This is a genomic window from uncultured Roseobacter sp. (assembly GCF_947493125.1).
Classification (GTDB): Bacteria; Pseudomonadota; Alphaproteobacteria; order Rhodobacterales; family Rhodobacteraceae; genus Roseobacter.
Genome location: NZ_CANLQB010000008.1, coordinates 82308 through 108279, shown reverse-complemented (window position 1 = coordinate 108279; position 25972 = coordinate 82308). Strand labels below are relative to the sequence as shown.

General features: G+C 61.5%; 27 protein-coding genes. 8 read left to right on the top strand and 19 right to left on the bottom strand.

What is annotated here, in order from left to right; translation table 11 throughout:
• Positions 1 to 93: 93 nt before the first annotated feature.
• Positions 94 to 1626 carry an acyl-CoA carboxylase subunit beta gene (locus Q1A71_RS17740; protein WP_299679443.1) on the bottom strand — a complete coding sequence of 511 codons (1533 nt, stop codon included), beginning with the start codon at positions 1624 to 1626 and terminating at the stop codon, positions 94 to 96.
• Positions 1627 to 1808: 182 nt separating this feature from the next.
• Between Q1A71_RS17740 and Q1A71_RS17735 the strand changes: the two genes are divergently transcribed.
• Positions 1809 to 3038 carry a multidrug effflux MFS transporter gene (locus Q1A71_RS17735; RefSeq protein WP_299679441.1) on the top strand — a complete coding sequence of 410 codons (1230 nt, stop codon included), beginning with the start codon at positions 1809 to 1811 and terminating at the stop codon, positions 3036 to 3038.
• 111 nt (positions 3039 to 3149) lie between these two features.
• Positions 3150 to 4550 (top strand): helix-turn-helix transcriptional regulator, encoded by a 1401-nt coding sequence (locus tag Q1A71_RS17730; RefSeq protein ID WP_299679438.1) that lies wholly within the window; start codon positions 3150 to 3152, stop codon positions 4548 to 4550.
• Here the strand turns inward: Q1A71_RS17730 and Q1A71_RS17725 are convergent.
• The 7 genes from Q1A71_RS17725 to Q1A71_RS17695 form a co-directional block, all read right to left on the bottom strand.
• Positions 4547 to 5197, bottom strand: coding sequence for a thermonuclease family protein (locus Q1A71_RS17725; RefSeq protein ID WP_366140302.1), 651 nt, complete (start codon positions 5195 to 5197; stop codon positions 4547 to 4549). The two genes, Q1A71_RS17730 and Q1A71_RS17725, sit on opposite strands and share 4 nt — an antisense overlap.
• Positions 5198 to 5277: 80 nt before the next feature.
• Positions 5278 to 6936 carry a choline dehydrogenase gene (gene betA, locus Q1A71_RS17720; RefSeq protein ID WP_299679435.1) on the bottom strand — a complete coding sequence of 553 codons (1659 nt, stop codon included), beginning with the start codon at positions 6934 to 6936 and terminating at the stop codon, positions 5278 to 5280.
• Between the two features lie 90 nt (positions 6937 to 7026).
• Entirely contained in the window at positions 7027 to 8484 is a 1458-nt protein-coding gene (betB, locus tag Q1A71_RS17715; protein ID WP_299679432.1) for a betaine-aldehyde dehydrogenase, read from the bottom strand.
• 49 nt (positions 8485 to 8533) lie between these two features.
• Positions 8534 to 10042 carry a choline-sulfatase gene (gene betC / locus Q1A71_RS17710; protein WP_299679429.1) on the bottom strand — a complete coding sequence of 503 codons (1509 nt, stop codon included), beginning with the start codon at positions 10040 to 10042 and terminating at the stop codon, positions 8534 to 8536.
• Entirely contained in the window at positions 10039 to 10614 is a 576-nt protein-coding gene (betI, locus tag Q1A71_RS17705; protein ID WP_299679426.1) for a transcriptional regulator BetI, read from the bottom strand. Before betI ends, betC begins: the two co-directional genes overlap by 4 nt.
• Before the next feature lie 69 nt (positions 10615 to 10683).
• Positions 10684 to 11589 carry a DMT family transporter gene (locus Q1A71_RS17700; protein WP_299679423.1) on the bottom strand — a complete coding sequence of 302 codons (906 nt, stop codon included), beginning with the start codon at positions 11587 to 11589 and terminating at the stop codon, positions 10684 to 10686.
• A 39-nt stretch (positions 11590 to 11628) separates the two neighbouring features.
• Positions 11629 to 12228, bottom strand: a complete 600-nt coding sequence (locus Q1A71_RS17695) for a LysE/ArgO family amino acid transporter (RefSeq protein WP_299679420.1) — start codon at positions 12226 to 12228, stop codon at positions 11629 to 11631.
• Positions 12229 to 12317: 89 nt separating this feature from the next.
• On the opposite strand from Q1A71_RS17695, the gene Q1A71_RS17690 reads away from it, so the two are divergent.
• Together Q1A71_RS17690 and Q1A71_RS17685 are read left to right on the top strand one after the other, a co-directional pair.
• Positions 12318 to 13220, top strand: a complete 903-nt coding sequence (locus Q1A71_RS17690) for a LysR family transcriptional regulator ArgP (RefSeq protein WP_299679416.1) — start codon at positions 12318 to 12320, stop codon at positions 13218 to 13220.
• A gap of 90 nt (positions 13221 to 13310) precedes the next feature.
• Positions 13311 to 13568, top strand: a complete 258-nt coding sequence (locus Q1A71_RS17685; protein WP_299679413.1) for a hypothetical protein — start codon at positions 13311 to 13313, stop codon at positions 13566 to 13568.
• A 73-nt stretch (positions 13569 to 13641) separates the two neighbouring features.
• Here the strand turns inward: Q1A71_RS17685 and Q1A71_RS17680 are convergent, their stop codons facing one another.
• The 4 genes from Q1A71_RS17680 to Q1A71_RS17665 form a co-directional block, all read right to left on the bottom strand.
• A complete protein-coding gene (locus Q1A71_RS17680) occupies positions 13642 to 14382 on the bottom strand; it encodes a YebC/PmpR family DNA-binding transcriptional regulator (RefSeq protein WP_299679410.1) in 741 nt (246 codons plus the stop codon).
• Positions 14383 to 14452: 70 nt separating this feature from the next.
• Positions 14453 to 14626, bottom strand: coding sequence for a hypothetical protein (locus Q1A71_RS17675; RefSeq protein WP_299679408.1), 174 nt, complete (start codon positions 14624 to 14626; stop codon positions 14453 to 14455).
• A gap of 92 nt (positions 14627 to 14718) precedes the next feature.
• Complete coding sequence (locus Q1A71_RS17670) at positions 14719 to 15123, bottom strand: helix-turn-helix domain-containing protein (RefSeq protein WP_299679405.1); 405 nt, start codon at positions 15121 to 15123, stop codon at positions 14719 to 14721.
• 97 nt (positions 15124 to 15220) lie between these two features.
• Positions 15221 to 15712, bottom strand: coding sequence for a hypothetical protein (locus Q1A71_RS17665; protein WP_299679402.1), 492 nt, complete (start codon positions 15710 to 15712; stop codon positions 15221 to 15223).
• A gap of 53 nt (positions 15713 to 15765) precedes the next feature.
• On the opposite strand from Q1A71_RS17665, the gene Q1A71_RS17660 reads away from it, so the two are divergent.
• Complete coding sequence (locus Q1A71_RS17660; RefSeq protein ID WP_299679399.1) at positions 15766 to 17538, top strand: SLC13 family permease; 1773 nt, start codon at positions 15766 to 15768, stop codon at positions 17536 to 17538.
• Positions 17539 to 17621: 83 nt separating this feature from the next.
• Here Q1A71_RS17660 and Q1A71_RS17655 read toward each other — a convergent pair whose 3' ends face one another.
• The 4 genes from Q1A71_RS17655 to Q1A71_RS17640 form a co-directional block, all read right to left on the bottom strand.
• The gene (locus tag Q1A71_RS17655; RefSeq protein ID WP_299679396.1) at positions 17622 to 17786 is read right to left on the bottom strand and encodes a hypothetical protein; all 165 of its coding nucleotides are present in this window, start codon (positions 17784 to 17786) and stop codon (positions 17622 to 17624) included.
• Between the two features lie 120 nt (positions 17787 to 17906).
• Complete coding sequence (locus Q1A71_RS17650) at positions 17907 to 19688, bottom strand: SLC13 family permease (RefSeq protein ID WP_299679393.1); 1782 nt, start codon at positions 19686 to 19688, stop codon at positions 17907 to 17909.
• A gap of 51 nt (positions 19689 to 19739) precedes the next feature.
• On the bottom strand, positions 19740 to 20660 hold the full coding sequence (locus Q1A71_RS17645; protein ID WP_299679390.1) for a DMT family transporter: 921 nt from the start codon (positions 20658 to 20660) through the stop codon (positions 19740 to 19742).
• Positions 20657 to 21469, bottom strand: a complete 813-nt coding sequence (locus Q1A71_RS17640; protein WP_299679387.1) for a TIGR00282 family metallophosphoesterase — start codon at positions 21467 to 21469, stop codon at positions 20657 to 20659. The genes Q1A71_RS17645 and Q1A71_RS17640 overlap by 4 nt, the downstream gene beginning before the upstream one ends.
• Before the next feature lie 124 nt (positions 21470 to 21593).
• Between Q1A71_RS17640 and Q1A71_RS17635 the strand changes: the two genes are divergently transcribed.
• Positions 21594 to 22427: an SDR family NAD(P)-dependent oxidoreductase gene (locus Q1A71_RS17635; RefSeq protein WP_299679384.1), complete on the top strand. Its 834-nt coding sequence runs from the start codon at positions 21594 to 21596 to the stop codon at positions 22425 to 22427.
• A 3-nt stretch (positions 22428 to 22430) separates the two neighbouring features.
• On the opposite strand, the gene Q1A71_RS17630 is transcribed toward Q1A71_RS17635, so the two are convergent.
• A complete protein-coding gene (locus tag Q1A71_RS17630) occupies positions 22431 to 23039 on the bottom strand; it encodes a porin family protein (RefSeq protein ID WP_299679382.1) in 609 nt (202 codons plus the stop codon).
• 106 nt (positions 23040 to 23145) lie between these two features.
• Here Q1A71_RS17630 and Q1A71_RS17625 point away from each other — a divergent pair, with 106 nt between their 5' ends.
• Together Q1A71_RS17625 and Q1A71_RS17620 are read left to right on the top strand one after the other, a co-directional pair.
• Positions 23146 to 23712: a hypothetical protein gene (locus Q1A71_RS17625; protein WP_299679380.1), complete on the top strand. Its 567-nt coding sequence runs from the start codon at positions 23146 to 23148 to the stop codon at positions 23710 to 23712.
• A gap of 46 nt (positions 23713 to 23758) precedes the next feature.
• Positions 23759 to 23944, top strand: coding sequence for a helix-turn-helix transcriptional regulator (locus tag Q1A71_RS17620; RefSeq protein ID WP_299679874.1), 186 nt, complete (start codon positions 23759 to 23761; stop codon positions 23942 to 23944).
• Here the strand turns inward: Q1A71_RS17620 and Q1A71_RS17615 are convergent.
• Together Q1A71_RS17615 and mgtE are read right to left on the bottom strand one after the other, a co-directional pair.
• Entirely contained in the window at positions 23923 to 24501 is a 579-nt protein-coding gene (locus Q1A71_RS17615) for a 5-formyltetrahydrofolate cyclo-ligase (protein WP_299679377.1), read from the bottom strand. The genes Q1A71_RS17620 and Q1A71_RS17615 overlap by 22 nt on opposite strands.
• The gene (mgtE, locus tag Q1A71_RS17610) at positions 24498 to 25889 is read right to left on the bottom strand and encodes a magnesium transporter (RefSeq protein WP_299679375.1); all 1392 of its coding nucleotides are present in this window, start codon (positions 25887 to 25889) and stop codon (positions 24498 to 24500) included. Before mgtE ends, Q1A71_RS17615 begins: the two co-directional genes overlap by 4 nt.
• Positions 25890 to 25972 lie beyond the last annotated feature (83 nt).

Below are 25972 nucleotides of genomic sequence, written 5' to 3'. Positions count from 1 at the left end.
CTCGGGCAGGCCGAGTGCGCCCCGGACGACGAATGGCGTTGTGGCAGGGCGCTGAGATGCACAGTCAATTGCGTAAACGGTGGACATGACGGATCAGAGCGGAATGTTGTCGTGCTTCTTCCAAGGCATCTGTTCTTGCTTGTTGCGGAGCGACGCGAAGGCCCGTGCGATCCGCTTCCGGGTGGTCCGAGGCATGATCACCTCATCCACAAAACCGCGCTCCGCCGCGACGAAGGGATTTGCGAAGCGGTCTTCATAGTCCGCGGTATGTTTGGCGATCTTCTCGGCGTCTTTCAAATCACCGCGATGAATGATCTCGGTGGCACCTTTGGCTCCCATGACCGCAATCTCTGCCTTTGGCCAGGCGTAGTTGAAATCGGCACGCAGATGCTTGGACGACATCACGACATAGGCCCCACCATATGCCTTGCGGGTGATCACGGTCACCATCGGCACGGTGGCCTCCCCATAGGCATAGAGCAACTTTGCCCCGTGTTTGATCACCCCGCCATATTCCTGGCTCGTCCCCGGGAGGAACCCCGGCACATCCACAAGCGTCAGTAGCGGGATCTCGAAGGCATCACAGAACCGCACAAATCTTGCAGCCTTGCGCGCGCTGTCGATATCGAGGCACCCCGCGAGCACCATCGGCTGGTTCGCGACGACGCCCACCGTGCGTCCTTCGAGCCGGATGAACCCGGTGATGATATTGCGTGCGAATGCCTCCTGGATTTCGTAGAAGTCTCCTTCATCCGCCAGCTTCAGGATCAACTCCTTCATATCATAGGGCGTGTTCGGATTTTCCGGGACCAGTGTATCAAGCGACGGCTCGATCCGCTCTGGATCATCAAAAAATGGGCGGACCGGGGGCCGCTCACGATTGTTTGACGGCAGAAAGTCGACCAACCGGCGCACTTCGGCAAGTGCTTCGACATCATTCTCGAACGCCGCATCGGCCACAGAGGATTTCTTGGTATGCGTCCCGGCCCCACCGAGCTCTTCGGCCGTGACCTGCTCGTTGGTCACGGTCTTGACCACGTCCGGACCGGTCACGAACATGTAGGAGCTGTCTTTCACCATGAAGATGAAATCCGTCATCGCCGGAGAATAGACCGCACCCCCCGCACAGGGGCCCATAATCACGCTGATCTGTGGTACAACGCCCGAGGCCATGATGTTGCGTTGGAACACTTCACCATAGCCCGCCAGCGAATCCACACCCTCCTGGATGCGCGCACCACCTGAATCGTTGATGCCGATGACAGGCGCGCCATTCTGGACGGCCATATCCATGATTTTGCAGATCTTCTTGGCATGCGTTTCAGAGACCGACCCGCCAAGCACCGTGAAATCCTGACTGAAGACATAGACAAGGCGCCCGTTGATCGTGCCCCAGCCGGTTACAACACCATCACCGGCAGGCTTCTCCTTCTCCATCCCGAAGTCGGTGCAGCGATGAGCGACGAACATGTCGAACTCTTCGAAGCTTCCCTCATCGAGCAGCAGATCCACCCGCTCCCGCGCTGTAAGCTTCCCGCGACCGTGTTGCGCATCAATCCGTCGCTGACCGCCACCAAGGCGTGCTGTCTCGCGACGCTCTTCGAGTTGAAGCAGGATATCTTTCATGGCGCCCTCGTTCGATTGTTTGGCGCACCATACCCAAGAGCACAGGAGGATCGAAGGGCTTTTTCGCTAATTTGCAAATGGTATACAATCAAAATTTTGCAAATTGCAAATTAGCAAACTTATCTTGAGCGCATGGCTGCTATGCGTGGACAACAACATGACCACCGCCTACGCTCGCCAAGATGAGCAGTTCCCCGAACATTCGCTTCTTGGATCGGTCGACACCACCCCACATCGCAACGCTTATTCTGCTTGCGGGGATGTCCGCCACCGCGATGAACATGTTCCTGCCCAGCCTGCCCAACATGACCGCGTATTTCCAAACGGATTACGGTCTGATGCAACTTTCCGTCGGCCTCTATCTCGGGATCAGCGCGGTGCTGCAAATCCTGATCGGGCCCATTTCCGACAAGGCAGGACGGCGGCCGGTGATCTTGTGGGGCTTGGCTCTTTTCCTTGTCGCGACGCTGGGCTGCATCTATGCGCCTACGGCTGAACTGTTTCTGGTCTGCCGCATGTGCCAGGCGATCGTCGCGGTAGCGATGGTTCTGAGCAGAGCCGCCGTGAGAGACATGTTCGAGCAGGACAAGGCCGCATCCATGATCGGATATGTCACGATGGGCATGGCGATTGTCCCCATGATCAGCCCGATGCTGGGTGGTTTTCTGGATGAAGCCTTCGGTTGGAGAGCGAATTTCTGGGCGCTGTTCATAATGGGTGCGCTCACGCTGTGGCTGGCTTGGAAAGACCAGGGCGAAACCGCAACCAAGAGCGGCAAATCACTGACCCGCCAATTCGGCGAATATCCCGAATTGCTCACGTCCCCCCGATTCTGGGGCTACTCACTTGCCGCCGGGTTCTGCTCGGGTGCGTTTTTTGCTTACCTCGGAGGCGGACCCTTTGTCGGGTCCGTGGTCTTCGGCCTGTCGCCCTTCTGGGTGGGGATCTATTTCGGCGCGCCGGCTTTGGGATACTTCTTTGGCAATATGTTCACGGGAATGCTCGCACAACGGGTTGGCCTCAACCGGCTTGTCTTGATCGGCAGCCTCATCAACGCTTTTGGTGTTTTGCTCTCACTTCTGATCTTTCTGATCGGTCAGGGCAGCGCATTGAGCTTTTTTGGCCTCATGACCTTTGTCGGCTTGGGCAATGGCCTTGTCATCCCCAACGCGACCGCTGGCATGCTGTCGGTCCGACCCCAACTCGCCGGTTCTGCGTCCGGGCTGGGGGGTGCAATCATGATAGGCGGCGGTGCTGCGCTGAGCATGCTGGCAGGTGCTGCACTCAGCGAACAAACAGGCGCCTTGCCGCTGCTTGTCATCATGCTCGCAACGTCGACCGCCGCAGTGATCTCGATACTTCTGGTCTATAGGCGGGAACGCCGGATCGCCCTGCAAACTCCAACGATCTAGAGTTCCGTTAGTTCGACATTAACCAACTGGACGCCACCTTGATCGGCAAGATTTGCAAAGCTAGCATTTACGTGTTTGCAAACCTGCAAGCTGACCAGAAGGGGCACGGCGATGGCCACGCAAAAACTGTACGCTGGTGCGAAGCTCCGAGAACTTCGCACACGGCTCGGCCATACACAAAAGGACTTCGCCGCCAAACTTGGGGTGTCCCTGCCCTATCTGAACCAGATGGAAAACAACAACCGCCCGGTCTCCACGACCGTGGTGCTCGCGCTGGCACAGGAATTCGGGCTGGATGTCACGGAACTCAGCACAGGTGACAGTGAGCGATTGGTGAGCGACATGCGCGAAGCGCTCGCCGATCCACTCTTTGCCGACGCACTGCCGCCTCTCGCCGATCTGCGCCTCGCGGCCTCGAATGCGCCCGCGTTCGCTCATGCCTTTCTCGAATTGCATCGCAGCTATCGTCAAATGCAGGAGCGCCTGGCGTCTCTGGACGAAGCACTCGGGCGGGAAGATGGCCGTACGACGCCAAGCCCCTGGGAGGAGGTGCGCGACTTCTTTCACTACTGCGACAATTACGTCGACGCCGTTGACCGCGCCGCCGAGCATTTCGCGACGAAGGAAGGGGGACACCGGAACGTCCGGGTCGCCGCCGTGTCAGCCTTGGGCAATGCCGACGTCACCGTGGTTTTCGCAGATACCGACAAGCTGCGCAGCTACGACCCGGACACCGGCATTTTGACTCTCTCTCGACGGGCGCCGCCGGAAAGCCAGACATTTCAACTGTTGCTGCAGGTCGCTCTGATCAAACAAGAGGCGCTGCTGGATGCAACACTCGATTTCGCCCGGTTCCAAAGCGCAGAAGCCCGCGCCATCGCTAAGATCGGTCTCGCGAACTACTTCGCGGGGGCTGCCCTCATGCCCTACACCACCTTTCAGGCCGAGGCGCGCGCATGCCGCCACGATGTCGAAGCTTTGGCCGGGCAGTTCGGTGCATCCATCGAACAGGTTGCCCATCGCCTCTCTACGCTGCAGCGCCCCGGCGCCAAGGGGATCCCGTTTTTCTTTGTCCGCGTGGACCAGGCCGGAACGATCACCAAGCGGCACTCTGCAACACGGCTTCAATTCGCGCGCTTTGGCGGAGCCTGCCCGCTCTGGAACGTGCACCGGGCGTTTGAACTGCCCAGCCAGTTTCTGCGGCAGCTGGCCGAGACCCCTGATGGGGTGCGCTATGTCAATCTGGCGCGTGACGTCTCCAAACCTGCCGGTCGCTTTGGCGCACCGGTCCGACGATATGCTATTGCGTTGGGGTGCGAGGTCCGGCACGCGAAGGATCTGGTCTATGCCGACGGGCTCGACCTAAGCCGAGATGGCGCCTTTGAACCCATTGGCATCTCCTGCCGGATCTGCGAGCGGGCGAACTGTCACCAGCGTGCGGTCCCGCCGCTCGAACGCACGCTGCAGGTCGATCCCAACCAGAGGGATGTCTTGCCCTATCAGATTGGCTAGCGCTTAGCAGCGCGCCAGCCCGCCGCGCGGGCTTCCGTCACAGAGCAAAACCAACGCTCTCCGGTTTCCGGTCGGATCCCGGTGCGTTCATAGTCCCGCTGACCCGGGACATGGTAGATCTTCGCGCCGGCCCTGGAAATATTGCCCTTGATCACACAGGCGCGGTTTTCAGGAATGCGCCCAACCGCTCGGGTCTGCCGAAATTGGGACGGGTTCTGAACGCGGCTTGCGTGCAAACCCATGTCTCTCACCGCCGCGCCTTTCTCCGCAAGGACATAGTCCTGCGAATATCTTCGGTAGGCGAACGCAAGGCCGTCGCTTACAAGAGACTGTCCCACATCCTCGCCACGAACTGAACATCGGGCCACGACCCGGCCATAGCGATCTGTCGTGATGGGCTCGCAAACAGCCTGGCGCCCACCGAAGCGTGTTCTGACTTGATCGGTGACCCACGCACCGCATGCCCAAACTTGCCCTTGCTCGGTCCGACACGTCTGATCCGCTTCCGGTGCGTCTATTCCAAAAAGGCGCACGCGGGTCCCGCCGATATCTAAAGTATCACCATCGATCACGCGAACAGGTCCGGACACGGAAGCTTTCGCCACGGCGGCATCCGGCGCTGACAAAACCGCGGCCAGCAAACACATTGTTAACATACGCATGTGCGCCATATGCCGCCCGAGGTCGCACGACACAAGTGATTTCGTTAACCAAGGTTAGCAAGTGGTTAACGTTGTGCTGTCTGCCAGTTGGGATGAATCCACGGCCTGTCATTGGCCCGAGGCAGCGGCTCCCGACCAAGAAGATGATCCGATACCTTCTCGCCCACCATGATCGACGGCGCATTCAGGTTTCCGTTGGTGATACGGGGGAAGATGCTGCTGTCAGCCACCCGGAGCCGGTCCACCCCGATCACCCGCGCCTTCGGATCAACGACCGCGCTTGCGTCATCCGTCCGTCCCATCCGGCAGGTGCCGCAGGGATGATAGGCGCTCTCCGCATGCTCCGCGATGAATCCATCGAGCTCCTCGTCCGACTGCAACGCATCGCCCGGCTGGATCTCGTGTTTGAGGAAGGGTTTGAACGCATCCTGCGCAAAAATCTCTCGTGTCAGGCGGATGCACTGACGAAAATCCACCCAATCCTCGTCCTCCGACATGTAGTTGAAAAAGATCCGGGGCGCGGCGACAGGATCAGCGGACGCGAGCGTCACCGCCCCACGGGACGGCGAGCGCATGGGTCCAACATGCGCTTGAAACCCGTGCCCCTCTGCTGCGACCTTGCCATCGTAGCGCACCGCGAGTGGCAGAAAATGGAACTGCACATCGGGATAAGGGACACCAGCGCGCGAGCGAATAAACCCCGTGCTTTCGAACTGATTGGAGGCCCCGAAGCCCCTTTTGAACAACAGCCATTGCGCACCGATGGCCGCCTTGGACAGCAGGTTCCAATGTCTGTAGAGCGTGATCCGCTGGCTGGAGGCCATTTGCAGGTAGAGCTCCAGGTGATCCTGCAGGTTCTGCCCGACGCCAGGACGATCCGCGATCACCTCAATCCCATGTTCCGCCAGATGGGTTGCCGGGCCAATGCCCGAGAGCATCAGCAGCTTGGGCGAGTTGATTGACGAGGCGGCCAGCACAACTTCGCGATGGGCCCGGATGACAGAGGTCTTTTGACCCTGCAGGATTTCAACACCAGTTGCGCGCCCGTCTTCGATGACGACACGCAGCGCGAGGCCGTTGACCACGGTGCAACGACCTGACCTCAGGGCCGGGCGCAGATAGGCGTTGGCCGCGGACCAGCGGCGCCCCATCCAGACCGTCTGCTCCATGGGGCCGAACCCTTCCTGCTTTTCTCCGTTATAGTCCTCGGTGGTCTGGTATCCGGCCTGATGCCCCGCCTCCACAAAAGCGTGATACAGAGGGTTCTGACGTGGGCCACGGCTCACGTGGAGCGGGCCATCCGTTCCCCGCCAGGCCGGGTCGCCGCCATGCCCGTTGTCATGCCAGTTTTCCATGCGCCTGTAGTAGGGCAGCACATCCGCATAGGCCCAACCGTCCGCCCCCTGCTCCGACCAATGGTCGAAATCCATCGCGTGACCGCGCACATAGACCATGCCGTTGATGCTCGAAGACCCACCAATCACCTTGCCACGCGGGCACGCCAGACGGCGGTTGTTCAAATGCGGCTCGGGCTCGGAGGTATAGCCCCAGTCATAGCGCTTCATGTTCATAGGGTAGGACAGCGCTGCGGGCATCTGGATGAACGGCCCGGCATCTGTTCCACCGTGTTCGATCACGATCACCGAGGCGCCTGCCTCGCTCAACCGGTACGCCATGGCACAGCCTGCACTGCCCGCGCCCACAATCACGAAATCCGCTTGCATCTTCACTCTCACTCATCAGAAAGGCGCCGCGGGGCACGCGCCAAATCAATGGCGTGCGCGTCAGCGCGCCTTTGGATCACTTGCCAAGGGTTAAAACGGGGCCTCAAGGTCACCCATGCGCACATAGACAGATTTCACCTGGCTGTAGTGCTCAATGGCTACCTTGGAGTTTTCACGCCCGACGCCGGAGGCTTTGACTCCTCCGAAGGGCGCCTCGACCGGCGCGTCGTTGTAGGAATTGATGAAGCAGGTACCCGCCTCGAACCCCGCGGCCACGCGGTGCGCGCGCGCCAGATCGCGGGTGAAAACACCTGCGGCCAGGCCGAATTCCGTGTCGTTGGCGCGGGCCATCACCTCGGCTTCGTCCTCGAAGTCGAGTACCGCCATCACCGGGCCAAAGATCTCTTCCCGCGCGATAGTCATGTCGTCACTCACATCAGCGAAGACCGTCGGTTGCAGGTAGAAGCCAGCGCGATCCAGACGCGCCCCGCCGCAGACCAACCGCGCGCCTTCTGCCTGGCCTTTCTCGATGTAGCCCAGAACGATATTCATCTGCCGCTCGGAGACCATGGGGCCAAAGCTTGTCTTGGGCTGCATCGGGTCGCCGATCACAGCGCCCTCCAACCGCGCTGCAAGCCGGCCCAGAAACGCCTCTTTGATGGCCTTGTGTACAAAGACCCGCGTGCCGTTGGAGCAGACCTGCCCCGAAGAATAGAAATTGCCCAGAATCGCACCGCTGACGGCGTTTTCAATATCCGCATCTTCGAAGATGATCAGCGGGGATTTACCGCCCAGTTCCATGGTTACATGTTTCATGCATTCGGCCGCCGCGGCATAGACCTTGCGGCCCGTGGGCACCGAGCCGGTCAGCGACACCTTGTCGACACGCGGGTCGGTCACGAGCGCGGCACCCACCTCACCGAGGCCTTGCACCACATTATAGACGCCTGGAGGCAACCCGGCCTCATGCAGGATTTCCGCCACTTTGAGCGCGCAGAGCGGTGTAGTTTCCGACGGTTTGAAGATCATTGTGTTGCCACAAGCCAGCGCAGGCGCGCCTTTCCAGCAGGCGATCTGGGTGGGGTAGTTCCAAGCCCCGATGCCAACGCAGAGGCCCAATGGTTCGCGGCGGGTGTAGACCCAGTCTTCGCCCAGTTGGATGTGCTCGCCGGTGAGCGTCGCTGCCATACCGCCGAAGTATTCCAGCGCATCCGCACCGCTGGTGGCGTCCGCGACGCTCGTTTCCTGGTAAGGTTTGCCGGTGTCATAGGTTTCAAGCACGGACAGCGCGTGGTTGCGTTTGCGCATGATCTTGGCGGCGCGGCGCAGAATGCGTCCGCGCTCGGTGCCCGTCATCGCTGCCCAGGCAGCTTGCGCGGCGTTCGCACTTTCAATGGCCCGTTCGATCAGCGCAGGCGTGGCGGCGTGCACGGTTGCGATGATCTCTCCCGTGGCCGGGTAGATGACGTTAATCGGCGTTCCGCTCGTGTCTTCGACATATTCGCCATTGATGAAATGGCTGGCGGTGGGTTGGGTTGGATAGGTCATGGGATGAACTTTCGTGCCTCCGGCGGGAGTATTTGGAGAAGAATGAAGGTCAGTCGCCTCGGGGGAAGCGTTTGCTCTCTTCGAGAACGTTGAGGTCCATGTGGTTGCGCATATACTGTTCGGAGGCAGCGCGCAGCGGCTGGTAGTCCCACGGGTAGTAGCCCCCCTGGCGCAGCGCGTCGTAGACCACCCAGCGGCGGGCCTGGCTTTTTCGCACGTCGGCGTCGAAAGCGCCGAGGTCCCATCGGGCTTCGGATTTCGCCTTGAGCTGGGTCAGCGTGCCACGATGAGCCGGGTGATCCGCGAGGTTGGTCAGCTCATGCGGGTCCGCCTCCAGATCGAAGAGCTGGTCGGGGTCCAGCGTACAGCGGTTGTATTTCCATTTGCCGTAGCGCAGCGAGACCATGGGCGCGTAAGAGGCTTCGGCGGCGTATTCGATGGCGACCGGCTCGGTGCGCTCGACCCCCTGCCCCATGGGCACCAGCGATTGGCCGGTGGTCCAGGGCATGACCTCCTCCATCGACACGCCCGCCAGATCGCACAGCGTCGGGCAGACGTCGATGTTGGAGACGGGCGTGGTTTGCAGCCCCGGCGCCATCTGAGGCGCAGAGATCATCAGCGGGACGCGGGCAGAACCTTCGAAGAACGACATTTTGAACCACAACCCGCGCTCGCCCAGCATGTCGCCGTGATCGGAGACGAAGAGGATGATCGCCTCTTGCTGCGTGTCGTCCAAGGTTTGAAGGATCTCGCCGATCTTATCGTCGAGGTAGCTGATATTTGCAAAGTAGGCGCGCCTGGAGCGGCGGATATTCTCTTCAGTGATGTCGAAGCTACGCCAGTCGTTGGCATCGAAGATACGTTTGCTGTGCGGGTCCTGATCTTCGTAAGGGATCGCGGGCACCTCGGGCAGCAGGTGGTCGCAGTGCTCGTAGAGGTCCCAGTACTTTTTCCGCGCGACGTAAGGGTCATGCGGATGGGTGAAGCTGACCGTCAGGCACCAGGGGCGGTCGTCGGCACCACGCGAGAGATCATAGAGTTTGCGCGTGGCGTTGAAGGCGACCTCGTCGTCATACTCCATCTGGTTGGAGATTTCGGCGACGCCGGCACCGGTCACCGAGCCCATGTTGTGATACCACCAGTCGATGCGCTCGCCCGGCTTGCGATAGTCCGGTGTCCAGCCGAAATCCGCAGGGTAGATATCGGTGGTCAGCCGTTCCTCAAACCCGTGGAGCTGGTCTGGGCCCACGAAATGCATCTTGCCCGACAGGCACGTTTGATAGCCCGCGCGGCGCAGGTGGTGCGCGTAGGTCGGAACAGAGGAGGGAAACTCAGCCGCGTTGTCATAGACACCTGTGGCAGACGGCAATTGGCCCGACATGAAAGCAGCCCGACCCGGTGCGCAGAGCGGCGAGGCCGTATAGGTGTTGCGAAAACGGGTCGAACGCGCCGCCAGCGCCTTGAGGTTCGGCGCATGCAGCCACTCCGCCGGCCCATCCGGAAAGAGCGTGCCGTTGAGCTGATCCACCATGAGGATCAGGATGTTGGGGCGGCTCATGGGCGTGGCTCCAGGATCAGGGTGAGCATATCGAGGGTCTTTTGTCGCGCGTCATCGGGGCTTTGCGACCGCGAGAGGGCCGCGCGCAAGTAGAGGCCGTCGATGAGCGCAGCGAGCAGTTCCGCCTGCGCTTCGGGCTCGGGGGTCAGCGGGCGCAGAGCGTGGCAGAGGTTGGATTTCAGGCGTTTCTGATACAGGCGCAGCAGACGCAGCATCTCCGCATTGGTCTGCGCCTGAGCATAGAGCGTCATCCAGGCGCTGACGGTTTGAGGCGAGAAACAGGCGGAGGAAAAACTCGCCTCAATGATCGCAATGGCACGGGCTTTCCGGCCATCTGCGGCGCGGAGCCCCCGGCGCACCTCAGCACCAAAATCGCGCAGGATCTGTCGCATGGCAGCCAGAAAAATCTGGTCTTTGCCGCCGAAGTAGTGATGCGCCAGCGCGCTCGACATACCTGCCCGCTTGGCGATCTGACCCACTGTCACGTCGAGCGAGCCTTTCGAGGCCAGTTCGGCAATTGTCGCCTCAACCAGCGCGCTGCGGCGGATCGGCTCCATCCCAAGTTTCGGCATGCGACTCCCCTCAAATATGGCGTCGCATCTAATAGCGGGTTTTTTATTGATCAGTCAATCAACAAAAAATCATCCCTTGGTGGCATGTACTGGCGGGGTGGTTTGGCCCCGCTTCAGGGCCGCCTCGCGCAAGGTGATGAAGACAACCGAGCCCATGATAACCAACCCGCCCAAAACCACCCAGATATCAATGGCCTCGTCAAATACGAGGTACCCCAGCAGCACCGCCCAGACCAGTTGTGCAAAGGTGACGGGTTGGGTGACGGTCAGCGGTGCTGCCGCAAAGGCCAGCGTCATGGTGTAATGGCCCGCCGTCGCAAAGCAGGCCACGAGGAAGAGCACGCCAAGCTCAGCCAGGGTCGGCGTGACCCAATTGACCAGCGCGAAAGGCGCCAGCGTCAGGGTCACGAAAATCGACAGCATGCCAACAACGACGGCTGGTTTGACCTCATCCGCCATGACCTTCGCTGTCAGATACGAGCCGCCGAAGGCAATGGCCGTCGCGATCATGGCCAGATGCCCGCTGCCGATCTCGCGAAACCCCGGCCGCAGGATCAGAAGCGCTCCGCAGAGCGCCGCGAGGATGGCCGCGATACGCCGGAAGGCCAGACGTTCCCCAAGAAAGAGCGCCGCGCCAATTGTCACGTAAATCGGCGCCATGTAGTTCATCGCCGTGACATCGGCGATTGGAATGCGCGCCATGGCGTAGAACCACAGGATGACGCCAATGCCATGCATGAAACCGCGCAGACCAAACAGCCGCCACTGCCGAGGGGTCAGATGCGCCGCACGCAGTGCACCGATGGCCGGGAGGAGAAAGATCAGCCCCATCAGGTAGCGCAGGAAGGCCGATTCAGCGGGCGGCACCCGTGTGCCCAGATGCTTCACAAGCGCTGTGACGGCGATGAAGCAAAGCCCCGTGACCAGCATCCAGAAGATGCCAGCGACAGGGCGTTGAGGTGTACGGGTGGCCATGGGCCATAGACATCGCGTTTCGTGCGCCGCCGCAAGGGGCTAGGTCAACAATAATCCCGCCGCGATGGCCCACATGGTCAGCGCGATCAGCGCGTCGAGGATGCGCCAACTGACAGGCCGCGCAAAGAGCGGGGCCAGCAAACGCGCGCCGTAGCCCAAGGCAAAGAAAAAACTCAGACTGGCCAGAACCGCGCCTGCTCCAAACAAGACGCGATTGTCATATTGCGCCGAGATCGACCCGATCAGCACAACCGTGTCCAGATAGACATGCGGGTTGAGCCAGGTGAGCGCAAGCAGCGTCAGCAACGTCGGCAACAGAGCTTTCCGACCGCCCTCCTCCGCCTGCAACACCTGCCCGCCGACCCAGGCGGATTTTGCGCTGCGCCAGCCGTACCAGAGCAGAAAGGCGGCTCCACCATAGCGCATAGCGGTCTCGAACCAGGGCACGGACCGCGCAAGCGCGCCGAACCCGGCAACCCCCGATGCGATCAGGATGGCATCAGACGTGCCGCAGGTCAGACACACCCAGAAGACATGCTCCCGCCGCAGCCCCTGCCGCAGCACAAAGGCGTTCTGCGCTCCAATCGCCACGATCAGTGACAGGCTCAAGAGATAGCCAGGCAGAAAGGTGTCGATCATCGAAAAGGCTCCGTTGCGTTACGCCGTTGACTAAGGAGCGCGCGGCAATTACTCAAATTAAAATTGGTCTCCCTGATTAAGCATCTCTAATGTCTCTCGACACCGGTCATCTCTCTGCGCTTTCGGCCATCGTGCGGTATGGCAGCTTTGACGCCGCCGCGGCGCATCTGGGCGTAACGCCATCTGCGATATCACAACGTATCAAGGCGCTGGAGGAACGGATGGGAACGGCGCTGGTCTATCGCGGCCAACCCTGCACCCCAACGGACGCGGGCACACGGCTGGCCCGTCATGCCGATGATGTCGCCCTGATGGAGGCGCATGTCCTGAGGCACCTGCGCCCGGATGAGGATGCCACGCCCCCGCGCCTGCGCATCGCGGTCAATGCGGACAGTCTGGCAACGTGGTTCGTGGGAGGCCTCGCGGAAATCGAAGGCCTGCTTTTCGATCTGGTGATCGACGATCAGGACACCTCAACCGACTGGCTGTTGCGAGGTGCCGTGAGTGCAGCTGTCACGGCACAAGGCCAGGCGGTCTCGGGCTGCCTCAGCAAGCCGCTTGGGGCGTTGCGCTACATTGCAACAGCAAGCCCTGCGTTTATGGAGCAGTGGTTCCAAGATGGCGTAACTCCCGCAAATCTGGCGCGCGCGCCGATGATGACCTTCAACGCCAAGGACAAACTGCAGCACCGCTGGATCACGCGGGTGACAGGAGAACGGCTCATGCCGCCAGCGCATCAGCTGCCCTCCACCCACGCGTTTGTCGACGCGGCCCTCGCAGGACTGGGTTGGGGCATGAATCCGCTGCCGCTGGTGGCCGGACATCTGGAGCGCGGAACGCTTCGCGCTCTTGTACCGGAAAATCCTTTGGATATAGAACTTTACTGGCAGACGAGCCGCCTGATGGCCCCAACCTTGGAGCCACTGAGCCGGGCGATCAAACAACAAGCCCGGCGACATCTCGTTAATTCTTCTCACGCAAGCGTGAAGTAGAAACGGAACTTCACAGAAATCTTATTCGGGATGATTGGCGTATACTCTTTTATTCCCCATATCATGGGGATGTAACAAGGATCGTTTCACATGCTGGACAATTTACACAACCTCGATCTGACTGCCAAAGACATCGAACTCATCGAGTCTGCGCTGCATACCCAAAAGAAGATCCTGACTGTGCAGAGCCAGGCTGGAGGAAGCGGCGCCCGCAAGCGTCTGAGCGACCTCAAGCATTTGATGAAGCGGATTGATCGGAGTACGGCACGCCCAAGTGCAGAGACCTCGCAAACCTGGGGCCAGTTCGCCCGGATGCTGTTCTGCACGCAATGCGATCAGGTGCGTTGATCGGATAGAAACCGGAAAACGAAAAAGCCGCCCCAGACGAAAGGCGGCTTTCTTCAATTGGCAGGCATGAACCTCAGAGTTGGGCCATGACCTCGTCATCGGCCTCGAAGTTCGTCGTGACACGCTGGATGTCATCGTCGTCTTCCAGCGCTTCGATGAGCTTCATCAGTTTTTGCATCCCGTCGAGATCCATCTCGGTCGTCGTGGTCGGCTTCCAGACCAGTTTGGTGCTTTCGGATTCACCCAGGTCGGCTTCGAGCGCCGTGGCCACCTCGTTGAGATCGGTATCCGCACACCAGATGACATGGCCGTCGTCCGAGCTCTCGACATCCTCGGCGCCGGCCTCAATCGCGGCCATCATCACGGTGTCCGCGTCGCCGGCATCGGCGGGATATGTGATCTCGCCCTTACGGTCGAACATGAACCCGACAGACCCTGTCTCGCCGAGGTTGCCGCCGTTCTTGGTGAAGGTCGAGCGCACGGTCGAGGCTGTCCGGTTGCGGTTGTCGGTCATGGCCTCGACGATCACCGCAACGCCATTTGGTCCATAACCTTCATAGCGGATTTCTTCGTAGTCATCGCCGTCGCCACCCGTTGCCTTGTTGATAGCGCGGTCGATGTTGTCCTTTGGCATGGACTGCGACTTGGCGTCCTTGACCGCAAGACGCAGGCGCGGATTCTTTTCCGGATCCGGGTCGCCCATCTTGGCAGCCACCGTGATCTCCTTGCTGAGCTTGGAAAACAGCTTGGCTCGCACGGCGTCCTGACGGCCCTTCCGGTGCTGAATATTCGCCCATTTTGAGTGTCCGGCCATCGGCACCCTCCATTCGTCTTTGAGTTTGCGCTTATGTATCCGCGCGGGGGGAAACGCTCAACCCCCGAGGCTAGGGTGCAAAGAAGCCGGCGAGAACCAGATAGACCCGGAGGGCCAACCCCAGTGTAAGCGCGGCCAGCATGTAGTTCGGCATCACCCGGGCGAAATCCTGATAATAGCGCGCCTCTTCTCGCTTGAGCTGGACCGTGGCCTCATCTGCTCCTCGATCAATCAAACGCGCCACGGATCGTTCGTGCCAGCGGGAACGCAGCAGGAAAGAGCACGCCCAAATGGCAGGCCCCAGGATCAACGCATCGGAGACAAGACCGGCCTTGCTCACTTTTTGACGGCGTTCAACTCGATCCGGTAGCCGAGCGCCTCGGCAAGTGCAAAGACCTTCCACAGAGTCGGCCCGGTTTTCGAGTCGCCCCGGGCAATCCGCGACAACGCTGTGTGATCGAAGCCCGATTGCGCCCCGATCTCCCGCAGGCTCATGTCAGAGCCGTTCAGCATCTGGGCAATCACCTGCGCACCAAGCGTCCGGGCCAGTTCCTCGCCCACATCGCGAAAGACGGCATGACGCTCCGCAGGCTCCAGCGCATCAAAGGCTGCCTCAAAGGCGGCATCGTCCAGCGCCTTGACCGATTTGACCGGCGCAGTCGAGGTGCGCGCAGCGCGGCGCGTCGTGGTGGGCTTGGAGGTTTTGGCTCCGCTGCCCGCATTGATCTGTACATCAGTCATGCATCACCCATCTGTCTGGCGGTTGAAAACTGTTGTCTTACAAAGCAACATCTATTGATCAGACGTCCATTTGTCAAGATTTCAGCGTGCGGTACGGTCAGTTGCGGGTAACCTTGCGCAACTCCCTGATCACCTTTCGAGCCGCAGCAGCGGTCTGCAGATCGCGTAGGGTGCGGTTGCAGTCAGCCAGTGTGCCGACGCTGAGAAATGCAAGCCGCCGATCCGGGTGCTCAGTATAGAGCACGACGCAGGCCAATTCGAACCGCCGCGCGTGAAATCGCGCGAAATACCCTTCCGGATCGGGATCATCGAGGCCGTCAATACTTTGAAACAAAACGGGTTTCTCGAGATTGGCGAGAAAGGCCCCGAATTCGGGCGGCGGGTAGGCGCTCTTGACGTGCTGCGCTTGTTCCACATGGCTCCACCGCAGATGATCCGGGTTGCGCCAGCTGTGTTCCACCGCATCAAGATACGTCTTCAGCTTGAAAATACGTACCTTGGCCTTGGCGGCTGCGCGCGGGGCAAGCTTACCCGCCCGCTCCAGAGCCTCCAGAAATCCATTGGTGATTAAAAACTTCAAATCGGACATAACCGCAGTTGAGGTAAAACAACTCGCGAAATCAAGAGCGTGGAGCAGCCCGTTTGACACAAGATCAGATTATCCTTTTCATGCTCTTTGGCGCCGTCTTCGGGCTGCTGCTCTGGGGCCGCTTTCGCTATGATATCGTTGCTTTTTCCGCGCTGATGATCGGCGTGGTGGTGGGCGTCGTGCCGACCGAGGATGCGTTCTCCGGCTTTGGCCACCCGGCCACGCTGGTGGTGGCGCTCGTACTGGTGGTCTCAGCGGGGCTCGTACGCTCGGGCGCCGTGTTCCTGATCACCCGCACGCTGGTCGATGCCTCGCGGTCGTTGGGCGCGCATATCGCACTTATGGGCGCCATCGGCGGGGTGCTCTCGGCCTTCATGAACAATGTGGCCGCGCTGGCTCTGCTCATGCCCGTCGATATTCAAACAGCCCGCAAGGCGGGCCGCCCCGCCGGGCTGAGCCTGATGCCGCTCAGCTTCGCGACGATCCTTGGTGGCATGGCGACGCTGATCGGCACGCCGCCCAACATCATCATCGCCTCGATCCGCGAGGATGCCCTTGGTGCTCCCTTCGCCATGTTCGACTTCGCACCCGTTGGAGGGGCGGCAGCACTTGCGGGTCTGGCCTTCGTGGCGCTGATCGGCTGGCGGCTGATCCCACAGGGCGAGGCCAGCACCATGGCCGAGGCTGACCTGTCGCAATACATCGCCGAACTCACCGTCCCCGAAGGCAACAAACAGATCGGCAAGCGCGTCGCGGAACTGACCGACGCGGCGGAGAAGGCGGATGTCGCCATCCTCGGCCTTATCAGGGATGGTCAGCGCCGCTATGGCCAGGCTCGGAATGCACTCTTGCAGGCCGGTGATGCCTTGGTGCTCGAAGCCACGCCCGACGCGCTCGACGAATTCCGCAGCAGCCTTGATCTGGCCGTGGCAGACGCCAAGCGCGAGGAAGCCCTGCGCGCAGACGGCGACGGCGTCGAGATTATCGAGGTCGTCGTGCCGGAGGGCGCGCGCATCAACGGAAAAACGGCGCAGGCCATCGGCCTCGCCTGGCGACAGCGCACTGTGCTTCTGGGCATCTCGCGGCAGGGCAAGCGGATCACAAAGCATCTGCGCAAGACCGTTGTAAAGACCGGAGATATCCTGCTCCTGCTCGTGCCGCGCGACACCGGACCGGATGTGACCGACTGGCTGGGCTGCCTGCCTCTGGCCGACCGGGGCCTTGCCGTGACCGAGAACCGCAAGGTCTGGCTGGCCATCGGGCTCTTTGCCGGCGCGGTGGCTGCGGCCAGCGTCGGACTGCTCTACCTGCCTATCGCATTGGGACTCGTGGTGGTGGCCTATGTGCTGACCCGGATCGTGCCCCTCAACGAGCTCTACGATCACATTAACTGGCCTGTGGTCGTCTTGTTGGGGTCCATGATCCCGCTTGGAGCAGCGCTGGAAAGCTCAGGCGGTACCGAGCTCATCGCTGGGGCACTTGTCTCATGGACGGGCGGTCTGCCCGCCTGGGCCGTGCTGACCGTACTGATGGTGGTCACCATGACGCTCTCGGATGTGCTCAACAACACCGCCACGACCATCGTCGCCGCCCCCGTGGGCATTCAGATGGCGCAAAGCCTCGACGTCTCGCCCGACCCCTTCCTGATGGCGGTCGCTGTCGCGGCCTCCTCCGCCTTCCTCACCCCCATCGGGCATAAGAACAACACGCTGATCCTCGGCCCCGGCGGCTACAGATTCGGCGACTACTGGCGTATGGGGTTGCCGCTGGAGGTGATCGTCGTCGCGGTGTCGATCCCCGTCATCCTCATCGTCTGGCCGCTCTGAGCCTCAGACACAAAAAGACCCGCATTCGGTCATCCAAATGCGGGTCGGGAATCTCGGTGGGCGCCGGTCTGACGCCCTGTAACTCAGCGTCCGTAGACGTGCGTGTAAGCCACATGATAGGCGTCTTCCGGGAACATCCCCAGGTCAATCGCCGTTTCGCGTGGCATATGCCGCAACTCATGATAAGTGCGGTGGAATTCGGCCCGTTTTGCGGCCGCGGTTTTCAGTCGTGTGATAATGCTGTTCATGTTGCGTCCTTTCATCAAAACCGGATGTTCTGATAGCGCCAACATGATGTCGAAACCCTTAACGAACAACGCGCAAAAAGGGGAAGCTGATCTGCGTTTTCTGCATAGCAGCATTAGGCGTCAGAGCGGCCAGATCAACGGAATGACCAGCGACACGATCACCGCCATGCTGAGGTTGAGGGGCGCGCCCACACGCAGAAAGTCGGTGAAGCGATAGCCGCCCGGGCCGTAGACCAACGTGTTGGTTTGATAGCCGATGGGTGTGGCAAAAGCGCAGGAGGCCGCGATCATCACGGCCACCACCAGCGGGCGCGGATCCAGCCCCAGCGCTGTCCCAAGGCCAATGGCGAGCGGCGTCATAATCACCGCAACAGCGTTGTTTGAGACAAGCTCGGTCAGGGTCGAGGTCATCACAAATACCACCAGAACCACCAGCGTCGGTGGCATGGCCATCAGCGTCGGAGAGACCGCATCCACGATGAGCGCCACAGCTCCGGAATGCTGCAGCGCCGCCCCGACCGAGAGCATGGCAAAGATGAGCGCAAGCAGGCGCCCATCGACGAAGGAAAACGCCTCGTCTGCGTCGATGCAGCCGGTCACCAGCACCAACGCCACGGCCAGCACCGCCAGCAGCAGAATAGGGGCGACGTTGAAAGCCGCCAGCGCCACGATTCCCACCAGCGCGAGGATCGCAATCGGCGCGTGGCTGCGTCTGAAGGCACGCGCGGAGGGTTGTGAGACGTCCACCATATCCATATCCGCAGCAAGGCGCTGGATGTCCTCCGGCGCGCCTTCCAGCAACAACGTGTCGCCCACCTTGACCACCAATTCGTCGAGCTGCCGCCCGATGTTCTGATTGCGCCGGTGCACGGCCAGCGGATAGACACCATAGCGCCGCCGCAGCCGCATATTCCCTAATGACCGCCCCACCATCCGACAGCCGGGCGTGATCAGCACTTCGACGGTGGTCGTCTCGACGGCCGACACCTGATCGACCCGTTTCAACTCCTTCGTGGCCTGCAGGCTGAGCAGTTCGGTCATCTGCGTACGCAGGACCACGCGGTCCCCCAACTGCAGCGTCACGTCCTTGAGGTTGCGCCGCAAGGACGCATCGCCGCGGATCACATCGACGAGCCGCACGCCTTCACGCTTGAAAAGCTGCACACTCAGCACCTCGCGCCCGATGAGGTTCGAATCCGGCGGGATGACGGCTTCGGTAAAGAACTTCATCTTCGAGCGATCAGACAGCATATTCGCCATGCTGTCCCGATCCGGCAGCAACCGCCGCCCAACCACCGAAAGATAGGTGAGGCCCCAGATGCAAACGACCAGGCCGATGGGCAGGATCTCGAAAATGGTGAAGGGCTCCAACCCTTGCGTGCGCGCCACGCCGTCCACCAGCAGGTTGGTCGATGTGCCTATCAGAGTGAGCGAGCCTCCCATGATCGCCGCATAGCTCAGCGGGATCAGCAGTTTCGACGCCTTGGCCCCCAGCGTCTGGCTCAACTGCACAACCACGGGGATCATGACGACAACCACGGGCGTGTTGTTCATGATCGCCGAGGCGCCCATCACCGACAAAAGCACGCCCACGACCGCGCCGCGCGGATGCGTCTTGGCATAGCGCTCGGCCATCTGGGTCAGCACTTCCAGCGCGCCCGTCCGCACCAAAGCCCCCATCACGATAAACATTGCGGCAATGGTCCAGGGCGCCGGATTGCTGAGCACCGCCAGCGCGTTCTCATACGGCAGCACACCGAGGAGCAGCATGAGCGCCGACCCCGCAATTGCCACGACCTCCGTCGGGAACGTCTCGCGCACGAAGAGCGCGAACATCACCGCCACCACCCCGAGGGTCAGGAACGCAGCGGTATTGGGCGCCAATTCAATCAACGGGGTCAAGGAGATAACACCTCAGAGAGCATTCAACCTGCGGTAAGTGTGGCGGATTGCTCAGGCCGGAGCAAGCGCGGCTTTCGGGCGTGGCTGCACCAGATACATCCCCAGAAACATGAGCCCCAGCGCGCCCCAGACCGCCGGCGGATAGGCTTCGTCGAGGATCAGTTTGGCCCAGAGCATGCCAAAGCCCGTGACCAGATAGCTCACCTGCACGGTGAAGACCGGACCAGCGCGCCCAACCAGCCAGACGTAGCCCGCGTAAACGGCGGTATGCGCAAGCGACGCCCCGATCAGCGCATGCCCTGCGGTGCTGTTCAACGCACCAGGCGGGATGAACTGGCCTGACGCGATGGCAACCGGCAGCACGGCAATGGCGCCAAGGAGCGACGCGCCGAAGAGAACCTGGATCGCGTCCAGGCCCGCCGTGCCCCATTTGGCGACGATATTGCCCTCCATCGCATAGCAGATCCCGGCAATCAGCGCGATCAAGACCCAGAAGACAGGCACACCAAAGGCCGTCGTGGCACCCGGCCCCACGATCAACAGAACGCCAGACAGGCCCGCGCAAAGCCCGCCGAGCCGCCGCCACGAGAACCGGTCGAGCCCCATAGCGAGGGCCACCGGAAAGGCAAACATCGGGATCATCGACAGCAGGATCGACAAGATGCCCGAGGGCAGATGCACCGCCGCCTGATAAGAGGCCGTATTTGGTATGAGCGTGCCGACCAGTGCCACGATCACGCAGATCCGCAGCGGGCCCCACCCGACCCGCGCGGGCGCCAAGGTCACACCCTTTCCACGCATCGCGCTGAGAGCGGCCATCATCAGCGTGCCGATGACGAGTTGCCAGAAGATCAGCCCATAATGGCCAAAGCCGGTCGAAACCGCGATCTTCGTCAGCGGCATGGTCACGCCCCATCCCGCTCCGAGCACGATCAGCACAGCGGTGAAGAACAGCTTCTGGGATCCTCTCAAGGTGCGGCTCCCTGCAGCAAACCGCCGTTGCGCACCATGACGATGCGTTTGGCCTTGCCATTGCGGTCGTCGGTTTCGACATAGACGCCGGACAGCGTCGCCTCCCCCGCCGCAGGTGTGAAGCGCTCCCGCGGCATGCCGGTGATGAAGCGGCGCAAAGGCTCTGCCTTCTCCATGCCAATCACCGAGTTGTAGTCGCCACACATGCCCGCATCCGTCAGGTACCCGGTGCCGCCCGGCAGCACCATCGCGTCCGCCGTCGGCACATGGGTATGGGTGCCGACCACAAGGCTGGCCCGCCCGTCGCAGAAATGCCCCATGGCCATCTTCTCCGACGTCGCCTCGCAGTGCATATCCACAATGACCGCAGCTGCCTGCCCGCCGAGCGGATGCGCCTTCAGCACCGGCTCCAGCGCCGAGAACGGGTCGTCAAAGGGACGTTTCATGAAGACTTGCCCCAGCGCCTGGGCGACCAGCACCTTGCGCCCGTTCTGCGCGGTGAAGAGCCGCGCGCCCTTGCCGGGCGCCGCTTTGGAGAAATTGAGCGGGCGGATCACCCGCGGTTCCTGTTCGATGAACCGGAGCATGTCCTTCTGGTCAAACGCATGGTCACCAAGCGTGATACAGTCGGCCCCGGCCTCCAGCAGCGTCTTTGCGTGCGCGCCCGAGAGGCCGATGCCGGAGGTGGCGTTCTCGCCATTGATCACGATGAAATCGAGCTTCCATTCCTGCCGCAAACGCGGCAGGTTTTCGGTGATCGCGCGACGCCCGGCGCGCCCCATCACGTCTCCGAGGAACAACAGCTTCATGCAGGATGGGTAGGGCGCGCACCCGGCAAGGGCAAGGGGCGGTCGCCAGAATAATGGCGCGGCGAACCGTGGGAAGACCGCCGCGGCGCCCTAGATCTGCGGCAGGACATAAGGGAGATACATGATGGCGTGGCGCGAGATTACCTCAAACGGTGGACTGGCCGTGATCACCGGCGGCGCAAGCGGGGTCGGCCTGGCCGCAGCGTCCCATCTGGCGGCACAAGGTTTCTCGCTGTTGCTGGCCGACCGCAACGCCGCGCCGCTGGAGACTGCCGCGAAAGACCTGCAGGCCCAGGGAGCGACGGTGGAGACCGAGGTTACCGATGTCTCCGACGCAGATGCTGTTGCCGCGCTGGCAGATCGCGCCTTTACGCTCGGGCCGGTGGCGGTGCTGATGAACAATGCGGGCATCGGCATTGGATCCTCCTGCTGGGATAAACCCGAGGCCTGGCGCGAGACTTTCGACGTGAATTTCTTCGGCGTCGTCAACGGCGTGCAATCCTTCGTGCCTCGCATGATCGAGAACGGCCGCCCCGCCGCAGTGATCAACACCGGATCGAAGCAGGGCATCACCACACCGCCCGGCAACCCCGCCTACAACGCATCGAAGGCTGCGGTGAAAGTGCTGACCGAGCAATTGGCGCATGAGCTGCGGGAGGCAGGTGCCCCGATTGACGTGCACCTCTTCGTGCCGGGCTTCACCTATACCGGCATGATTGCCGCCGTGATGCCTGAAAAACCGGACGGCGCCTGGAGCAGCGAAGACTGCGTCGATTATCTCTTCAGCCGCGTCAGCCAGGGTGATTTCTACGTGCTCTGCCCCGACAACATGGTGACCGAAGCCATTGACGCCCGCCGCGTGCTCTGGTCGGCGGGCGATATCGCTGAAAACCGCCCGGCTCTGTCCCGATGGCATCCGGACTGGGCCGAGGCATTTTCAGCGTTCGAGAAGGCCTAGCGCCTAGAACCGACGCGTGAGACCGATGCGCAGCACCGTTGTGTCGGTTTCGGTCTCCCGAAGCCGTCCGTTGAAGTCCTGTTTGGACGCGTTCCACTCGCGATGAATGGCTTCGACCCGGGTCGACCATTGATCATTGATGGCAACTTCGGCCCCCACCCCTAGGCCAAAGGATCCAATCAGCTCATCCTCGTCTGACCCGGCGGGACGCAGCCCCGCATCGGTGATGCCCAACCCGAGGATACCATAGAGATAGAACCGCTCGGTGGCGTATCCGGCGCGTATCCGGGGCTCCAGCAGGAAGGATCCGTCAAAGTCGGTCGTTCCCAAGGTGGCATCTGACGCGCCACCGTTGGTTTCGAGGCGCGACAGCGTCACCTCGGGCGTCCAGACAAAGTTCCGGCCCCGCCGAATGCCATAGCCTGCGTAAATGCCCAGATTGGTGCCCTCGTCCGACAGATCGTGCACGCTGCTGCCGTCAACTTGCGAGTCAGTCTCCACACTGTCGATCGACAGACCGAAGTAATACCCCGTCCAGCGATCCTGCGCGTCGGCGGGCACGGCCAGCGCCACAATGATACCGCCGAATAAAAACAGCTCTCGATAGTTCATATGAAACCTCTTATGATGATTAGGAGAGGAATTTCTTATCCTCACGCTTGCTTGAATTATTGTTTTACGATAATTTTTGCAAGCAATGTTTTTATTTGGAGTACACATGGTGTTCGACCGACTCGACAGACAGACAAAAATCGCAGCCACCGCCCGTGCAGGCGTCTGGTGCAGCACGCTGGCCCTCTATCTGGCGCTGATTTTCGCGGTCTATTTCATCCTGCTGTCGATCATAGATCCGCAGCATCTCGGCCGCGAACTGACCAAGCACCTCGATATCGAGGTCGGCGGCCTCACCCTCACGACGGCAACGGCGTTACTGGCAAGCCTGATCTGGTTGACCACGGTTTTCATGGGGGCGGCCATGATGTTTCTCATACGTCAACTTTTTGCGGGCATCCGCGAAGCATCGGGCATCTTCACGCAGGTCACCGCCCTGCGCCTGCGGCGTGTCGGCTGGGTGCTGGTGCTGATAGTCCCGATCAGCATGATCGTCGACGGGATTGCCGGTGCGGTCCTGCGCTATTGGGCCGATCCAACGGGGATCACCTTTGGCTTGAGTTTCAAGGAGGGTGACATCTATGCAATCACACTGGGGCTGATGCTGGTCGCCCTTGGGCATATCATGGTCGATGCTGCGCATCTGGCAGAGGAAAACAAGGCCTTTGTCTGACCCCAAGGAAGACCTGGATCAGCGGATCGTCGTGACGCTGGACGTGATGCTGGCCCGCCGCAAGATGCGTTCCAAGGAACTGGCCGAGCGGGTGGGCATCACCGAACAGAACGTCTCGCTGCTGAAATCCGGGAAGGTGAAGGGGGTGCGGTTCGAAACACTTGCGCGCATCTGCGACGCGCTCGACTGCCAGCCAGGCGATATCCTGACTTATGACGCGTCCGAGGACTGACGCAGATCCGTCATGCCTGCCTCGGTCACGATGAAATCAAGCCGCTGGTCCGTGGGCTCCAGCGGCAGGGCGTCAGCCTGCTGGGCCGCATAGGCAAAGCCTATGGCCAGCGTCGGGCGTTGGGCGCGCAATTGCTCCAGCGTCCGGTCATAGAACCCGCCGCCGTAGCCCAGCCGCCCGCCCCGCGCATCAAAGGCCACCAGCGGGACAATCACGATCTCAGGCTCGAAGAACTCCGGCACCTCCGGGATACGCGCCCCAAAGGCGCCTTGCACCAGCGGCATGTCGGGCTCCCACAAGGCGAATTTCAACGGCTGCCCGGCCCCGAGGATCACAGGAATACCAACCGGCCCATAGGCCGCTGCCTCCGCCATGGCGGGCAGCGGGTCGATCTCTGTCCGGATCGGCATATAGCCCGAGAGCGGCACGCCGCGATGCCCCGCCAGAAACGCCGAAAGCTCCCCTGCCCCGGTGCCCGGGTCGGCGGCATGAGCTGCCTTGCGCCGCGCGAACCCGTCGGCCCGCGCCTGCGCCTTTCGTTCCCTCAGATCGCTCACAGGAGGACCACAACCGCCAGCCCGAGAAAGGCAAAAAAGCCCACCACATCCGTCACCGTGGTCACAAATGCACCTGAGGCCAACGCCGGGTCGATCCCGACACGTTCCAGGATCACCGGAATCACGGTGCCGGCAAGTCCCGCCACCACGAGGTTGATCACCATCGCCGCGGCGATCACATAGCCCAAGGCGGGCGAGCCGAACCACAGCACGCCCACGATGCCCATGACCACCGCGAAGATCACCCCGTTGATCAGCCCCACCAGCACCTCGCGCCGAATGACGCGCCAGACATTGGCGCCCGTGAGGTCCTTCGTCGCAATCGCGCGCACGGCCACGGTCAGCGATTGGGTGCCCGCATTGCCGCCCATGGAGGCCACGATGGGCATCAGCACGGCCAAGGCCACAATCTGCGCAATCGCCGCCTCGAACTGCGCGATGACCAGGCTTGCCGCGATTGCGGTCACCAGGTTCACCGCCAGCCAGGGCAGCCGCTGCTTGGTGGTCTCTACCACCCGGTCCGACAGAGAGCCCTCGCCCACGCCGGCCAGACGCAGAATGTCTTCCTCATGCTCCTCATCCAGCACCGCCATCGCGTCATCGATGGTGATCACCCCAATCAGCCGCTCCTCATCGTCAACCACGGGAGCCGAGATCAGGTGATACTGGTTGAACGCATATGCCACATCGGATTCGTCCTGCAGCACCGGGATCGTCTGGAATGTCTCCTCCTGGATGTCGATCAGCCGCGTCTCGCGCTTGGATCGCATCAGCTTGCCCAGGGTCACATTGCCGATGGGGTGCAGGCGCGGGTCCACCAGCACAATGTGATAGAATTGGGCGGGCAGCTCGTCCTCAGGCGTGCTGCGCAGATAGTCGATCGCCTCGCCCACCGTCCAGTGCTCCGGCGCCATGACCACCTCGCGCTGCATCAGGCGCCCGGCGGAGAACTCCGGATAGCTCAGCGCCTGCTGCACCGCCATGCGGTCGGCGTCGGGCAGCGCTTCGAGGATCGCTTCCTGCTGGTGATCCTCCAGATCCTCCACCAGGTCGACCACATCGTCGCTGTCCATGTCGCGCACGGCCTGGGTCAGCACCTGCGGGGTCAGAACCGCAATGACGTCTTCGCGGATCGCCTCGTCCAGTTCCGAGAGGATCTCGCCGTCAAACTCCCGCCCGTAGAGACGGATCAGTCGCGAGCGATCAAAGGCGTTGATCTGCTCCAGAAGGTCTGCGATGTCCGCCGGATGCAGCGGCTCCATCAGCTCCGTGAGCTTGGCGGCGTCGTCAATATCCACCGCATAGAGGATCGCCGCAACCGCCTTGGGACCCAGCACATAGGCCTCATCCTCGACATCCGGCTCCTGCTCCACGGCCTGCTCTGACATGCGCCTCTCCCCTGCTTTGGGCAGACCATAGGGGCCCGCCTGATCGGATACAATGGCGCCCGCTTCCCCGTTGTAGCGGCCCC

Coding starts and splice junctions, on each gene's coding strand:
- Q1A71_RS17740 (WP_299679443.1), bottom strand. CDS start 1,626: ATGAAAGATATCCTGCTTCAACTCGAAGAGCGTCGCGAGACAGCACGC.
- Q1A71_RS17735 (WP_299679441.1), top strand. CDS start 1,809: ATGAGCAGTTCCCCGAACATTCGCTTCTTGGATCGGTCGACACCACCC.
- Q1A71_RS17730 (WP_299679438.1), top strand. CDS start 3,150: ATGGCCACGCAAAAACTGTACGCTGGTGCGAAGCTCCGAGAACTTCGC.
- Q1A71_RS17725 (WP_366140302.1), bottom strand. CDS start 5,197: ATGTGTTTGCTGGCCGCGGTTTTGTCAGCGCCGGATGCCGCCGTGGCG.
- betA (WP_299679435.1), bottom strand. CDS start 6,936: ATGCAAGCGGATTTCGTGATTGTGGGCGCGGGCAGTGCAGGCTGTGCC.
- betB (WP_299679432.1), bottom strand. CDS start 8,484: ATGACCTATCCAACCCAACCCACCGCCAGCCATTTCATCAATGGCGAA.
- betC (WP_299679429.1), bottom strand. CDS start 10,042: ATGAGCCGCCCCAACATCCTGATCCTCATGGTGGATCAGCTCAACGGC.
- betI (WP_299679426.1), bottom strand. CDS start 10,614: ATGCCGAAACTTGGGATGGAGCCGATCCGCCGCAGCGCGCTGGTTGAG.
- Q1A71_RS17700 (WP_299679423.1), bottom strand. CDS start 11,589: ATGGCCACCCGTACACCTCAACGCCCTGTCGCTGGCATCTTCTGGATG.
- Q1A71_RS17695 (WP_299679420.1), bottom strand. CDS start 12,228: ATGATCGACACCTTTCTGCCTGGCTATCTCTTGAGCCTGTCACTGATC.
- Q1A71_RS17690 (WP_299679416.1), top strand. CDS start 12,318: ATGTCTCTCGACACCGGTCATCTCTCTGCGCTTTCGGCCATCGTGCGG.
- Q1A71_RS17685 (WP_299679413.1), top strand. CDS start 13,311: ATGCTGGACAATTTACACAACCTCGATCTGACTGCCAAAGACATCGAA.
- Q1A71_RS17680 (WP_299679410.1), bottom strand. CDS start 14,382: ATGGCCGGACACTCAAAATGGGCGAATATTCAGCACCGGAAGGGCCGT.
- Q1A71_RS17670 (WP_299679405.1), bottom strand. CDS start 15,123: ATGACTGATGTACAGATCAATGCGGGCAGCGGAGCCAAAACCTCCAAG.
- Q1A71_RS17665 (WP_299679402.1), bottom strand. CDS start 15,712: ATGTCCGATTTGAAGTTTTTAATCACCAATGGATTTCTGGAGGCTCTG.
- Q1A71_RS17655 (WP_299679396.1), bottom strand. CDS start 17,786: ATGAACAGCATTATCACACGACTGAAAACCGCGGCCGCAAAACGGGCC.
- Q1A71_RS17640 (WP_299679387.1), bottom strand. CDS start 21,469: ATGAAGCTGTTGTTCCTCGGAGACGTGATGGGGCGCGCCGGGCGTCGC.
- Q1A71_RS17635 (WP_299679384.1), top strand. CDS start 21,594: ATGGCGTGGCGCGAGATTACCTCAAACGGTGGACTGGCCGTGATCACC.
- Q1A71_RS17630 (WP_299679382.1), bottom strand. CDS start 23,039: ATGAACTATCGAGAGCTGTTTTTATTCGGCGGTATCATTGTGGCGCTG.
- Q1A71_RS17625 (WP_299679380.1), top strand. CDS start 23,146: ATGGTGTTCGACCGACTCGACAGACAGACAAAAATCGCAGCCACCGCC.
- Q1A71_RS17620 (WP_299679874.1), top strand. CDS start 23,759: ATGCTGGCCCGCCGCAAGATGCGTTCCAAGGAACTGGCCGAGCGGGTG.
- mgtE (WP_299679375.1), bottom strand. CDS start 25,889: ATGTCAGAGCAGGCCGTGGAGCAGGAGCCGGATGTCGAGGATGAGGCC.